This window comes from Clostridium thailandense (assembly GCF_019207025.1).
Classification (GTDB): Bacteria; Bacillota; Clostridia; order Clostridiales; family Clostridiaceae; genus Clostridium_AM; species Clostridium_AM thailandense.
The window spans coordinates 1-14,580 of the sequence record NZ_JAEEGC010000063.1 but is presented as its reverse complement, the minus strand read 5'-3'; the positions used below and the strand labels follow the sequence as shown (position 1 = coordinate 14,580).

Below are 14,580 nucleotides of genomic sequence, written 5' to 3'. Positions count from 1 at the left end.
ACTAATCTCTATCTCCATACTCATATCCATTTGTTAATAATATCTCCTGCACCTTTTCATATGCCTTTTGCAATATCTCCCCACATTTTACTGGATAAGTTATATTTCCTGCGTCATCACTTATGCTTTGGATTCCTATTATATCACCACATTCTGTACTTTCAAATTCTTCTTCAAACCATTCGATATATTCCTTCATCATAGCATTATAGTTTTCCTTATAAAACTCTCTTGCTTCCCCTTTACCAGCATAAAGTCCTATAATTGATATTCCTCCAGTAAGGACTCCACAGGTTTTTTTAGTATAACCTATACCTGCACATAATCCATTTACAGCTCTAATTAAATCTATATTTTCTTTTTCTTCGTCTTCTAAAACTAATTTTAACATTATTTGAGTACAGCAAAATCCAGAAGAAGCTAATTTAAATATGCGAAAAGCAGTATCATTCAAGATTTTCCTCCCCTTTCTTAGCTATCATAATAAAATATCCTGGCTTGCACATTCTAAGTATTTCATGGAATTCTTCTCCATTCACAGAACATCCAGTAGTTTTATTCCAAAATACACTCATGGAGCCATAAGTAAAAATTATTTTAACCATGAGATTTTTTAGCATATCACTACAATCCTCTAAAAGCATTATTTTAAATCCACTTTTTATCAAGGATTCTTGTAATAATTCTAGATTATGAAGTCCTCGCATGCAACTATTAGCAGTAAATTCATTGAGTTTATCTGTAAATTCAGGATTTTTAGCATACACATCTGTAATAATAAACCAGCCATCCTTTTTTAAAACTCTAAACACTTCTTCAATAACTAAATTTACATCATCCATAAGAGACATAGTACACTCTGCAAAAACTCCACTAAAACTTTCACCTGGAAAAGGGATTTCTTCTCCTCTTCCCTTAACTAAATTTATATTTTTATATTTATTACTCCCAATATCTATTAGTTTTTGAGATGGGTCTACTCCTACAGTATTTATTCCATGCTTTTCATAAAGATGGTTAACTGTGGCTCCCATACCACTGCCTAAATCCATTATAAAATCCTCAGAAGAAAATTTACAGAACTCCACAGCTTTATCCGTTAAAATAAATTTTCCAGGTCTTAAGGTTATTCCTGTAACATCTCGCATATGTTTACTCTCGTAAGCATTACAACACTTCATTATTTATCCTCCAGTCCCTTTTCTACCTCAATCATTTTCCCTAGTGCTAAAGTTTCATCTATTAATACCATCTTGCACTCTGGACACTGCATAAGCTCTACCTCAAAACTTCCTCCGAGATATACAACTTTTATTTCACTAAGCTGAAGTTCCTTATTGCACTTATCACAAATCCATGGAGTTTTTTCTTCTTTATTGATTTTCATAACTATCCCTCCACTACTTCCATTCTATGTGTATAAACACTATGAACAAGTAATTCATCATCCTTATCTTCATATTCCACCCAATAAGTTACATTATCAATCCTCATTCTCGTTAAATAGTGTGAGCTTTGTGGATTAAAGAATCTTTCTTTATTTGTCTTGGCATTAAAAAGAGCTTTTTCTATATCTCCAAGAAGAATTAATCTATCTTCCATTTGATTTTGAACATTGTCTGATATATTTATTTTTAAATCATAATCTATTTTTAAATTTTCTGATTCTTCATTCCAAAAATTTTTCAAAAGATTTATTTTAACACGGGTTCTGTTTTCATGTCTCTTCGATAAAGTAGGTGCCTTTCTTAAGGAAGCTTCCTCTAAACTTTCACCATACATTAAATCTAAAATATGAAAAGTTCTTTTCCCTTCAGATATAAATAAATCTTTACACATGGAGCAATAGACAAGATAATCATCCTTACTTTCCTGTATTCTGTCTTTTATAAAATCTTTAGAGTGCTCTCTATTAGCAAAATAAACAAGTCCTCCATAACCACAACATTTAGTTTTTTCCTTTGTGAATTTAAGTTCTTCTATTTTATATCCTAATTTAACTGCTATATTTCTTACACTTCCATGAATTTTATTATTATATCTAGTTGTACAAGCATCATGTACATTTAAGACTGTGTTCTCTTTTGTTTTACTATTTATATTAATACTATATTTCTCTATTACTTCCCACAAAGAAATAAATTCTATCTCCGGCATATATTTTTCAAATACACTGCAGCAAGTAGAACAAGCTAGAATAAAAGTTGGTCTGTTCATGTCATTCCACTTATTTCTTATATCCTGTATATTTTTTTGCATTAAATCCTGTCTTCCTGACCAATCTGCTGGTGCTCCACAGCACCCTAACATTATCCCAACTCCATCACTAATATTATTTATAAGATCTGCGTATACCTTACCAATGTATTCAGGAGAGGAAGCTGGAAGCTGGCATCCTGGATAAAACACATATTTTACACTTTCATATCCTGGCTGGTTTTTTACCATAGAAAAATATTTACTATTACTAAATTCCATATCTTTGAGTGCAAAATCATGAGCAGATACAGGCATTTTTCCTCTTTCCACCATGCTTTCACGAGTTTCTTGTACTATATTTTTCATATTTAAACTTGAAGGACAAACTTCTCCACAAAGCCCGCATTCCGTACAAGAGTTTATCATTTTGTTTCCATAGTGATCACCTAATATTACAGATTCATTATGGTTTATAACCCTTATATATCTTTTAGGTTTAATATCAAATTTTTTAAAATGAGTACAAGCTTTTATACACTCATTACATTGGCATTTTATACACCTGCCTGCCTCTTTAATCGCTTCCTGTTCATTATATTCTAAAGAAGTTTTTTCAATCGCTTCTACACTTTCTATATCATCTAATTTAATTTTCAAATTTGTTTCATAAGCACCTTCATTTTCCCTTGCTACTGTTAGAGAAACTTTCTGGAGATATCTATCTATAGATACAACAGCTCTTCTTCCAGAGCTTACAGAAAAAATAACTGAATCATTATTAGTTGTAATTCTTCCACCTGCAAATAGAGCAGTATCTCCTACCTGGAAGGTTTTTAGATCTATCTTTAAGTTTTCTTTCCAAATACCTGTTCCTATATAAACCGCATCATAAATATTTAAAATTTTCTCTAATTCTGATGAATCTACTGTATGGTTTAGATTTATTTTTATGTTTCCTTTATTTATTACCTGGAGTTCTTCTTCTATGAGTTCCTTCGAAAGCTGCTTTCCTTCAAACTCCCACAGCCTCCCTCCTATTTTTTCAGACTTTTCGTAAATAGTTACATCATAACCTTTTTTATCTAAATCGAAAGCAGCAGTAACACCACTTATACCAGCACCTAATACTGCTACTTTTTTCCCATTCTTAGGAATTGGAATAGTCCTTTTAGCAGAAGAAAAGCCTAGTTTCACCACGGCTTTTTCAAGTTCATGTATATTTACAGCTCCACCTAATCCATTTCTTACACAAGCATTTTCGCAGGGATGGTCACATATACTACCTATTAATCTTGTAAAAGGAACTTTTTTAGCCATCACTTTATAAGCCTTTTTAAAATCTGACTTTTCTATCTCTTCAATAAATGTTTTTATATCCATGTGTATAGGGCAAGCCGCTATACAAGCTGAAGGTCTATCCTCAATGCATAGATCTTGTTTAATTAGCAATTTATTCAAGTCCATATACTCTCTTCCCTCCTTAAATAAAACAATCCAATTTATGAATTATTTATTAAGCTGCCCATGTTTTTAAAATTTATAATTTTTATAGAATTAAGAAAGGAATCAGAAATTTTCAAATAATAAACTTTACAGTTATAAAAATTACTTATTTCTGATTCCTTATAGGGAAATAATCTAAGCTAATTTAAAATTTGTTACTTTTTCAATTGTTCAAGTGCTGCTAAAACTTTTTCTGGACGTGCAGGCAAGTGTGTTATTTGCACTCCAGTAGCATCATAAATTGCATTAACTATGGAAGCATGAGGAGCTGATAATGGCATTTCACCATTACCTGAAGCACCATATGGACCAAGCGGTCTTGGAGTCTCCTGGTAAATTATTTCTATATCATCAGTTACATCTTTTACTTGTGGTATTCCACAACCTGTAAGTGTAGTATGCTTCTTTAAGTCTTCAAAATCTTCGCTTAAAGCAAGTCCTATACCTTGAGCTAATCCACCATATATTTGTCCATCGCATACTAATTTATTTACTATAGTTCCTATATCAGCTGCTATGGTTAATTTTTCCACTTTAACTTTTCCTGTAGTAGTATCAACTTCTACCTCTGATAAAAGAACACCATACATATAAGTTGGGAATGGATTTCCTTGACCAGTTGCTGGATCAGGAGCTGTACAAGGTGCTGTCCATTTTCCAGCATATTTTAACTCTTTACCTGCAGCTACCATTTCATCATAAGTCATGTAAGTGCCATCATCCTTTTTCATAGCAGCTAATAAATTTTCACAAGCGACTCTGGTAGCATTTCCTGTTAGAACGTTAGAACGGCTTCCACCTGAAGGACCACTATCTGGAGTACGTTCCATATCATTCATAACTAATTTAATTTGTTCTGGCTCTATTCCTATTGGTCTTAAAGTTTCATGAGCTAAAGTTAAAGTTCCCATGTCAGCTCCTTGACCATGATCCTGCCAAGAGTTTCCTATAGTAACTCCTTCTTTAGTTAATTCTGCCCATGCATTTGAAGTATCTGGACCATCAAGACCGCATCCATAAATCAATAAGGAAGTTCCTACTCCATATTTCATATTTCCGCCCTTAGCATTTTTCTCTGCAGCTTTTGCTTTAGCAGCCTTATAGCGTGGCATTATTTTTTCAATCAGACCTGGCAACGCAATTACATCAGGGTCACAGCCAGTAGGAGTCTTATCTCCTTCTCTATAAACGTTCTTGTATCTTAGTTCAAGAGGGTCTACTCCCATTTTCTTAGCTAATTTATCTACTAAAACTTCTGAAGCAAATAAACTTTGTGGTGAACCGTATCCTCTGAATGCTGAACCCCAAGCGTGATTTGTAGCAACAGTTCTTCCGTTTCCTCTTATATTTGGAATACCATATCCTGCACCCATAAATTGTGAACCTCTTGTAGTAACAAGATCACCGAATTCGCAATATGGACCATGGTCAACGGACCAATCAGTTTCTAATGCTTTAAATATACCATCCTTATCAGCACCTAATTTAAGATGCATAAAGAAAGGTGATCTCTTTCCGGTATAAGTAATTTGTTGATACATGTTAAATTCTAAGTATACAACTCTCTTTGTTAATAATGCAGCTACTCCAAGAAGTCCTTCCATAGTTGGACTGAATTTATATCCAAAAGTACCTCCAGTAGGATTTTGAACTATCTTTAAATCATCAAGTTTAACACCAATACCATCCGCTACCATTGCAGCGTGAAGGTGTAAACCTATACTCTTTGAATGTATAATTAATTTTCCTTCTTCATTAAGATATGCGAATCCAACGTCTGGTTCTAATGGAAGGTGTGGTTGTCTTCCTACATAGGAATCGTCTTCAACTACATATTCTAAGGTATCCATTAAAGGTTTTGTATCTTCACCTTTTATAGTACCGCATTCAAAATAAATATTTGGTGTTCCAGGGTGAATTTCCATTGCATCTTCATCCATAGCTGCTGGTGCACTCATATATGCTGGAAGTTCTTCTATTTCAACTTTTACTTTTGCTGCTGCTGCTTCTGCTTGGCATGGTGTATCAGCAAGTACCATAGCTATTGCATCACCAAATTGGAAAATCTTTTTATCACATAATATAGGTCTTTCTAATCCATCACCTTTGTTTGTAGGAAAAGCTAATCCATTTATTCTATTTGTTCCAGGTACATCTTTATATGTTAAAACCTTGAAAACTCCAGGCATTTTTTCTGCTTCTGAAGTATCTATAGATAGTATATTTGCATGAGACACTGTGGCCTGTACTAGTTTAATGTGTAATGTATCCTCTGGAAGCTTTAAGCCTAAATCTGCTCCGAAATCCCAAGTTCCTGTTACTTTTGCAAGTGCAGAAGGACGTACAGCATCTGAACCTAATAAACTTCCTCCTTTTGGAAGCTTATACCACAATTCTTCTTTTGTTACTTCTCCGCGCATTAGTCTTGCCGCTTCCATAACTGCATCAACCAATGGCTTGTATCCAGTACATCTACATACGTTTCTATTTTTTTGGAACCAAGCTCTAACGTCTTCTCTTGTTGGATTACTATTATTGTCAAGTAGTACTTTAGCTGAAACTATAAATCCAGGACTACAGAATCCACACTGTGCTGCACCATGTACCATCCATGCTAATTGTAATGGATGAAGGTGGTCGTTATCTCCAACTCCTTCAATAGTTATAATTTCTGATTCATCAGGAACTCTTTTGAATCTAGTTATACAAGATCTTACAACTTTGCCATTTAGGATTACAGAACAAGCGCCGCATTCACCTTTTCCACATCCAACTTTAGTTCCAGTGAGAAGTACCTGTTTTCTTATAACGTCTGCTAAAGTTGTCTCTGGATTTGCTATAATAGTTCTCTTAACTCCATTAACAAATAAGGTCTTTTTTAACACTTAAAATTCCCCCTTTGATTTATTATCTTAATAATATTTTAATGTGATGCAATTTTTATGCAAAATTACATTTTTTGTGATAATACATTGAGACTTTTTTGATGTTTTTAGTCCTTTCTTATCTCAATTTAATTACCAGCAATATTCATGCCACTTGTACAAGGCCCTAATTTCCCAATCATAATTCTGAATTTTATGATTTTGTTCGATTTTATAACAATCCTCTAAGTATTGATTGTTCATTTTTTGATCATTACCAGTGTAAAGCTTTTCTCAACTGCTATATCTCTTAATTCTTCATAAAAAAATCGCTTAATTTTTGAACATTTACTCAAAATATAGACAAAAAAATAACGAAGATACCCAAGACAGTATCTCCATTATTTTAATGAACTCTTTAATTTCTTTTAATCTCTTCATATTCTACATCTATAACTTTTTTGTTTGAAAGATCATAATAATTTTGCTCTTCATAAATTTCGCTTTTTGTATTATTTTTCTCTTTCTTGTGTATTTTTTCACCATTGTTTTTCTTAATATACTTCATTAATTTACTTCCACCATAGATAGCCGCACCAACAAATATAAGTAAAGGAATAGATTTAATAAATATAATAACCGCTGCTATTGCCAATATTATTTTAAATACACTTGAAAAGCCTTTGCTAATAAATTCCATAATTGCATACCCCATTTCTCTTGTTATCTTCTCTTAACTTAATACTCTTATATTTTGTGAAATATTTAAATACTAACTCTATAGAAAGATTATATCACACTTCTTATGCAAATGGTATTTAATATTACTTTATAAAGTATTAATTTTTTATTAACATTATTTTTTTATTCTGTATATACAGTTTTATGTTTAATTTATTTTAATCTGGTTATAATATAGAAAACAATATATTTTAAGTCCCCCTAAAATATTGTAGGCTAATAGTAAATCTATTGGCCTTTTTATTTTTATTGCAAAAAAATAAAATCAGCCTATATTGGCTGAATGTTTTGATAGTATTTGTAAATAAGCTTGTCCAATCTTTGACTTAATTCTACTACTTCATCTGAATATAAGCATACACATTCTTCTGTTAATTTATTTAATTTTTCCCTAAGCAACTCAATTTTTTCTTCCATAGCCCTATCTCCATTTTATAATTTAACACAACATTAATATTATAATATAATTAACTGGTTGTCTCAACTATATTTTCTTATTATTTACATAAAAATTATTTATAAATCATATAAATAATTTTTATGTCATACATTGTAGCTAAATTAAGAGAACTGCAGCTCAAGCATAAATTCAGCTACAGTTCTACTATAATTATTAATTTTTAATCTTCATTATGTTGTTTATTCTCTTTTTCAGCCTTATTTTCTTTATCTTTCTTATATTTCTTTTCTTTAACTTCTTTTTCTTTGTTTTCCTTAACTTCGACTTTAGTTGTGCTAACTGCTTGCCTTACTGCAGATGTACTATCAGTAACAGTTGTGCTGCTGTTTGTAGTTAACGGGTTTTGTACCACTGTAGTACTAGTTGCAGTTGAGGCATTTGTTGTATTAGCATTTACATTACTTAGATTATTATCTCCAGCTCCTTGCTGCTGAGCTGTTGACGAAGTTTCTTGAGTATTACTAGTTTTTTGATCTGAATCTTTACTACTTTCTTTTTTAGCTGTTTCTTTTAATTCCTTCTTTAATTTTTCTAATCCTCCCTTCATTACCTCTTTCTTTTCTGTTACTACTTGTTCAAGTTTATCTTTTTCAACCTTCAAAGCATCTTCTTTTTGCTTTAGTAAATCTTCTGCAGCTTTTATACTTTGGTCATTTCCTGATTTTTTAGCTTCTTCTAGCTTTTTCTCAGCATCTGTTACATCTCGTGTGCTTTGAAGCACTGATTTCCTTTCACTTAAAACTGCAATTAAAGCATCTTTTTTAGCCGTCTGCATTTCAATAACCATAGCTATAGTCTCTTTTGCTTTTTCTGGAAGCTTTTTCTCTAAATTTTGCAATACCTCTATATTTTTTTTCTGCTGTTCTACTATTTGTGCTTCAAGTTTTTCTAATTTGTCTAGCTTTTCCTTGTTACCAATGTTATCAGTGGAAGTATTATCTACTGCAGTTTCTACCTTTTCTTGAGCTTCACTTATTTTATCGTTGTATTCTTTTAATGGCTCTACAGAAAGGTCTGTTTTACCCTTCTCAACCATGATTTCACTTTCACCTAATCTTTCTATAGCTACATCTTTTAAAGCTTCTGCTTTCTTTTCCTCATCAGATGCAATGTTTACTTTTAAATTATCTATTGCCTTATCTATAGGATATAAAATTATATTATCTGGAGTTATTCCTGCACTCTCTTTATAATTTATACTATTTTCCTCTGCAAATACCTTTCCAGTTATACTTAGTGATACAGCAATTGCTGCTACAAATAATACTACTTTTTTCATAATTAATTCCTCCTTTAAAATCCTTTTATACATATTTACGGAATCTATTCCATTTTTATAGGGGTACCATAAAAAGCCTTTTAATATTATCATAAAAATAGTTTAGCTAGCTATATTGTTCTTTTGTATATGTATATATTTACGGAGAATCTTTTCGCTTTGTGGGGGTAGTAAATTTAAACTAGGTAAGCTAGGCAACTTATTTAAGTGCCAGCCGTAGGTATCTATAACAAATTATATTATTAACCAGCCCCCTTAAAACTCATATATTATATCGTACTAAATAGTGAGGTGGTTAAATGAAGCTTAATGAAGACTTGAATACTAACAGGAATGACTTTATTGAAAAAAGCAAGAAATTTATTCATGCTGTTACAGCAAAAATTTGTAAAAAAAATCTTCAATGGGAGAATGACGATGAACTTAGCATAGCTTTAATCGCCTTTAACAAAGCATGTGAATCCTATATTGAAGATAAGGGTAATTTCTTTAGTTATTCAAAGGTTTTAATAAAAAACTCGCTTATAGATTATTTTAGAAAAAATTCAAACAATCCATATTTGACTTTTGATGATGAAAACAGTCAACTCGAATATATAGATAACAAAAACTCTTTAACTAATTATGAGATTGAACAAGAAAACCTTAGAAGAAGTGAAGAAATAATTGCTTTTAACAATGAACTTCAAAAATATAATTTATCTTTTGAAGTACTCGCTTCTTCTTCGCCAACACATAGGGATACAAAAGATAAACTATTAACCTTAGCCTTTATTTGTTCAAAGGAATCATCTATTTTAGAGTATATACATAAATCTAAAATGATTCCCGTAAAACAAATCTGTATTTTGACAAATTCTAACAGAAAGTTAATAGAAAAATGGAGAAGATACATACTTGCTTTAATTTTAATTCTTTCAAATGAAGAATATGCTTATATACGGTCTTATTTAAACATAAAGGTAGGTGAAAAAGATTGATATCTAAAAATGGACTAGTTATGAAAGTTAAAAAAGATTTTGCTTATATAATGACACCTAATGGTGAATTTGTAAAAGTCAAAATAGATAAGAGCAAAGCCATTCCTACTATAGGCTCTGAATATACTGGTAAAGTCCTCAATACTTCCACTGGAATCATAAGTAAATTCAGATATGTTATAGCAGCATCTTTGTTATTTTTCCTTCTTATTTTAGGTGGAGGTGCTTATGCTTACTATACTCCTGTTTCCACTGTTACAATAAATATAAATCCGTCTATCGAGTTTAAATTGAATAGATGGAGTAGAATTGTAACCTCTCATGCTCTTAACTCTGATGGTCAAAAAATTTTATCAGAATTAAGTACTAAAAATAAACCAATAGATGAAACTCTTGTAATGGTTATAAATCAAGCTAAGACTGATAAATATATAAATCAAAGTTATATTGCTGCCAACAAAGCTATTATTATAGATATAGTAGGCAAAGATGTTAACTTACCAAATCTTAAAGAACAATTAGCAAAAGATACTGTTAATGCCAAAATCCATAGCAATGGTAATACTGTATTCATTAAAGAAACTAAAAAACCTAGTGAAGCTTTACATGAAAATCACCTTGATCAGAACAGTAAATCAAACATCAATGTTGATTCTAATGCAAACAAATCTAACATAAATAACAATAGCAATAATAGTTCTAATTCACATAAATATGATAAAACTAATGACAACAACAGTAAAAACTCGAATTCTAATAATTCTCACAACACTCATAATGTGAATTCAGAAAATAATGACAAAAAAGATAACTATGATGATAAACATGAAAACTCAGACAACAAATCAAATAAAGATAAAAATGATAACAATCATAATAATAGTAAATCTGATAAAAACAAAGGAAAATAAAGGCTATTGCAAAAATTTCAATATACTCTACACCGCTTAAAATAGACTTATCATGGAATATAAGTCTATTTTTGTTATATTTGTCGAAGCTACTGGCTAAAAAATTTCTTCATCTCACTCCAAATTGCAGATTTTATCTAACTTATTAAGAACTTCTTTGTATCCATCTTTAGTTAATTTATTATCATAAAGTTGATTATAACTAATTTCGTCTATATCGAGCTCTAACACTCTATTTATGTTATCTCCATAAATCTTTTTTAAAAACAACTGACAATCAATTCTTATGTTGTTATAATCTTCTTCATTGTAATATCTAGAGTTATTGGTATCTCTATTTAATTTTTCAATAATTCCATAAATTTGATATATGTAGCTCAGCTCTTTTAATTGAAACTGGTTTTTTAAATATGCAACATTAATAGAATATTCCCTATCCATTGGAATTGGATATATGTTAAAACAGAATTTATTCTTTGTATCTTTTAAAATTCTAATACTATTAAATAATGCTGTGCAAATATCTAATCTTATGATGTTTGCATATTCTCTACTTCTCTTATTCCTAACCTCTTCTGCATACCTTCTATTATCTTCTACTATTTTATTTTGCACTTCTATAGTTTTATCTGTAGACTTTTTCGTTATAACCCAGCTAAATACCCCCCCTACTATTGCTCCAACAATTATGGCAATAAAAGAAATTAGAGGCTCAGGCCAATCTGTGAATATTCTAATCATCTTGCCCTCCAATGATTTCATTTTCTATGCTTATTATGTCATATTTAGAATATTTTCAATCCGAATATTAAAAATTTGTTGTGAACAAATAAAAATAATAAAAGGCACTTAGTTAAAAATTAACTTAGCACCTTTTAAATAATTATATTATCCTAATAAATTTTTTACCATAGGATTAATTTTTGATCTATCAAACTTGCCACTAACCTTTGGCATAATTTCTTTCATTATTTTTCCCATATCTGCCGCTGTATAGTTTCCATTATCTATGATTTCCTTTAGCATTGCTTCTACTTCTTCTTCATCTAGTTGTTTTGGAAGGTATGGAGTTAAAACTTCAAGAGCAAAATTTCCTTCTGCTATTTTTTCTTCGTTGTTTGATTGTTTAGCATACTCTAATGTTTCTTTTATTTGCTTTATATTTTTTTCTACTATTTTTACAACGCCCTCATCAGAGATATTTTCTCTTTCGTTAACTTCAAATCCTTTAATGTCAGCATTTATTAATCTTAAAACACTTACCCTTGCCTTATCCTTTGCCTTCATTGCTGCTATTTCATCTTTTTTTATTAATTCCTTTAACATAATCTTTAGTTAGTAAACCTTGCCTACTAACCATTCACCTCTTTTCTCTAGAATAATTTACCTATTCAAATTATACTATTATCCTAAATAAAATCAAGTTTATGATTTTGACCTTCTATAAGCATAAAATCTACTAACAACATCAGGATTAGCCTTTATAAAAGAAATATACTCTTCAAAGCATTTAGTAGTTTCGTCACTTAATGTATGCTCAACTTTTTCAGTTTCTTTCAAGATCATATCTTCGGGTATACCTAACAATCTTAAAAAAGATTCAATAATATAATGTCGTTTTAATAAAAATTCACCTAATTTTTTTCCCTTTTCTTTGAGAATAATCACACCGTACTTTTCATATTGCAAAAGATTTAATTCGCCTAGTTTTTGTACCATTCTAGTAGCAGATGGAGGGTGAACATTAAGGGCTTTAGATAAATCGTGGACTCTTGTAAAGCCTATATTCATTGATAACCTATATATCATTTCAAGATAATCCTCCATTGAGGCTGTAAGCAAATTATCTTCTTTTTTCATATATTCACTAAAAGTACGAAAATCATTATTATCCATAATTTTTCACCTACTCTTAAGGTTGATAATTCCTTAATAAATTATATGCGTGAGTAAATCCAAAAATTACTATACTGTAACACTTTTTAAATAAAATCATAATTTATAGTAGGTTAAGAAATTTAGTTTAACCTAAACATATTAGATTAAGATAATTATTTAAATACTTATGTATTATATTGAGTAAAGAAGGTGGCTTTCAAATGAACAAAGAGAATGTTTTAACAACCCCCTATAAACTAAAATCTGTAGAAACTGGAATAAACAGCAATCCTACTGTTTTAAAAAAACTTAAAGGTCTATTAAAATTTTTAGGTCCAGCATTTGTTGTTAGTGTTGCCTATGTCGATCCAGGCAACTTTGCCACTAATATTAGTGGTGGGTCAATATTTAATTATAGTCTTATCTGGGTTATTCTGTGGAGTAACTTAATGGCTATATTTCTTCAAATAATGTCTGCAAAACTAGGTATTGCAACAGGCAAAAACTTGACCCAAATGTGCAGAATTATATTTTCAAAAAGAATGAATTGGTTTTTTTATATTATAGCATCACTTGCCGCAATGGCCACAACAATGGCCGAATTTATCGGAGGAGTATTAGGTTTTTATTTGTTATTTGGTATTCCTATATCCTATTCTGCTATATTAACTGCAATAGTAACATTTATTATTGTCTACTTACAAAAATATGGTCAAAGAGTTATAGAGATTATTATAACTCTATTTGTCGCTGTCATCTGTGTTTCTTATACTATAGAATTGTTTCTTGCAAAGCCTGAGTGGTCACAGGTGGCACTTCACACTTTAATACCTTCTCTCCCTAACGGTCAAGCAGTCTTAATTGCAGTAGGTATGCTAGGTGCCACGGTAATGCCACATGTTATATATCTTCATTCTGAGCTAGTGCAATGTCGCAATAATGGAATGACATTAGAAGAAAAGAAAAAACACTTCCGTATGGAAAAGATTGATGTTTTTATAGCAATGAATATTGCATTCATTGTAAATGCCGCTATGGTCATCGTATCTGCCTCAGTATTTTACAGTAGGGGAATATCTGTTGAATCAATTGAACAAGCACATAGATCATTAGAGCCACTTTTAGGTACATTATCAAGTGGAGCCTTTGGAGCAGCCTTACTTGCCTCAGGTTTTTCTTCATCTTCTGTAGGTGCAATGGCGGGTGAAACAATTATGGATGGTTTTGTAGATCTAAAAATTCCAGCGCCTATAAGAAGATTAGTCACCATGCTTCCTGGATTAATAGTTATTGTAATAGGAGTAAATCCAATGAAAGCACTATTGATGAGCCAGGTATGCTTAAGCTTCGTACTCCCTGTTGCAATTATATCTATGCTAAAAATCACCAGCAGGAAGGACTTAATGGGTGATTTTGTTAATAAGCCTTTTGTTAAAATTATAGGTTGGGTAATTGCAACAATGATTATCAGTATGAATGCTGTTTTAATTTATCTAACATTTACAGGCGGTATATAATTACCTCCTGTAAATGTTATTTTGTCATGAAAAAATCAGATAAAAAATACAAACAACTAATATAAAAATTAAAATCAAAAAAATTATTGAATAGAGATTCATAAACTCGACCATGTAAAGTGCAGATTTTTCAACTAAAAGTACATTATTTTATAGAGTTGTTGTACTTATAGATAACCACACCAGACACTTAACTTATACGCAGGGATATATTTACATTCTGGAAGACACATTTAAATACTTTTGAC

14 protein-coding genes are annotated in these 14,580 nt (G+C 30.8%); 3 read left to right on the top strand and 11 right to left on the bottom strand.

The features are described from left to right. Position 1: 1 nt before the first annotated feature. The 8 genes from I6U48_RS14135 to I6U48_RS14100 all read right to left on the bottom strand — a co-directional run bounded on the left by I6U48_RS14135 (position 2) and on the right by I6U48_RS14100 (position 9,046). Positions 2 to 454, bottom strand: coding sequence for a DVU_1555 family C-GCAxxG-C-C protein (locus tag I6U48_RS14135; RefSeq protein WP_218321114.1), 453 nt, complete (start codon positions 452 to 454; stop codon positions 2 to 4). Next, entirely contained in the window at positions 447 to 1,181 is a 735-nt protein-coding gene (trsM, locus tag I6U48_RS14130; RefSeq protein ID WP_218321113.1) for a DVU_1556 family methyltransferase, read from the bottom strand. Before trsM ends, I6U48_RS14135 begins: the two co-directional genes overlap by 8 nt. Then, positions 1,181 to 1,387, bottom strand: coding sequence for a DVU_1557 family redox protein (locus tag I6U48_RS14125; RefSeq protein ID WP_218321112.1), 207 nt, complete (start codon positions 1,385 to 1,387; stop codon positions 1,181 to 1,183). The genes trsM and I6U48_RS14125 overlap by 1 nt, the downstream gene beginning before the upstream one ends. Positions 1,388 to 1,389: 2 nt before the next feature. Beyond that, positions 1,390 to 3,663 carry a pyridine nucleotide-disulfide oxidoreductase/dicluster-binding protein gene (locus I6U48_RS14120; RefSeq protein WP_218321111.1) on the bottom strand — a complete coding sequence of 758 codons (2,274 nt, stop codon included), beginning with the start codon at positions 3,661 to 3,663 and terminating at the stop codon, positions 1,390 to 1,392. Between the two features lie 194 nt (positions 3,664 to 3,857). Further along, entirely contained in the window at positions 3,858 to 6,587 is a 2,730-nt protein-coding gene (locus tag I6U48_RS14115; protein ID WP_218321110.1) for a molybdopterin-dependent aldehyde oxidoreductase, read from the bottom strand. A gap of 397 nt (positions 6,588 to 6,984) precedes the next feature. Then, a complete protein-coding gene (locus I6U48_RS14110) occupies positions 6,985 to 7,266 on the bottom strand; it encodes a hypothetical protein (RefSeq protein ID WP_218321109.1) in 282 nt (93 codons plus the stop codon). A 311-nt stretch (positions 7,267 to 7,577) separates the two neighbouring features. Further along, positions 7,578 to 7,724 (bottom strand): aspartyl-phosphate phosphatase Spo0E family protein, encoded by a 147-nt coding sequence (locus I6U48_RS14105; RefSeq protein WP_218321108.1) that lies wholly within the window; start codon positions 7,722 to 7,724, stop codon positions 7,578 to 7,580. Positions 7,725 to 7,927: 203 nt separating this feature from the next. Continuing rightward, entirely contained in the window at positions 7,928 to 9,046 is a 1,119-nt protein-coding gene (locus I6U48_RS14100) for a DUF5667 domain-containing protein (protein WP_218321107.1), read from the bottom strand. Positions 9,047 to 9,345: 299 nt separating this feature from the next. Between I6U48_RS14100 and I6U48_RS14095 the strand changes: the two genes are divergently transcribed. Then, entirely contained in the window at positions 9,346 to 10,026 is a 681-nt protein-coding gene (locus I6U48_RS14095) for a sigma factor (RefSeq protein WP_218321106.1), read from the top strand. Next, the gene (locus I6U48_RS14090) at positions 10,023 to 10,937 is read left to right on the top strand and encodes an anti-sigma factor domain-containing protein (protein WP_218321105.1); all 915 of its coding nucleotides are present in this window, start codon (positions 10,023 to 10,025) and stop codon (positions 10,935 to 10,937) included. Before I6U48_RS14095 ends, I6U48_RS14090 begins: the two co-directional genes overlap by 4 nt. A 114-nt stretch (positions 10,938 to 11,051) precedes the next feature. Here I6U48_RS14090 and I6U48_RS14085 read toward each other — a convergent pair whose 3' ends face one another. The 3 genes from I6U48_RS14085 to mntR form a co-directional block, all read right to left on the bottom strand. Further along, the gene (locus I6U48_RS14085; RefSeq protein ID WP_218321104.1) at positions 11,052 to 11,678 is read right to left on the bottom strand and encodes a hypothetical protein; all 627 of its coding nucleotides are present in this window, start codon (positions 11,676 to 11,678) and stop codon (positions 11,052 to 11,054) included. Positions 11,679 to 11,825: 147 nt separating this feature from the next. Then, positions 11,826 to 12,263 (bottom strand): GatB/YqeY domain-containing protein, encoded by a 438-nt coding sequence (locus I6U48_RS14080; RefSeq protein WP_218321103.1) that lies wholly within the window; start codon positions 12,261 to 12,263, stop codon positions 11,826 to 11,828. Between the two features lie 99 nt (positions 12,264 to 12,362). After that, positions 12,363 to 12,833 carry a transcriptional regulator MntR gene (gene mntR / locus I6U48_RS14075; RefSeq protein WP_218321102.1) on the bottom strand — a complete coding sequence of 157 codons (471 nt, stop codon included), beginning with the start codon at positions 12,831 to 12,833 and terminating at the stop codon, positions 12,363 to 12,365. A 203-nt stretch (positions 12,834 to 13,036) separates the two neighbouring features. Here mntR and I6U48_RS14070 point away from each other — a divergent pair, with 203 nt between their 5' ends. After that, positions 13,037 to 14,332: an Nramp family divalent metal transporter gene (locus I6U48_RS14070; protein WP_218321101.1), complete on the top strand. Its 1,296-nt coding sequence runs from the start codon at positions 13,037 to 13,039 to the stop codon at positions 14,330 to 14,332. Positions 14,333 to 14,580 lie beyond the last annotated feature (248 nt).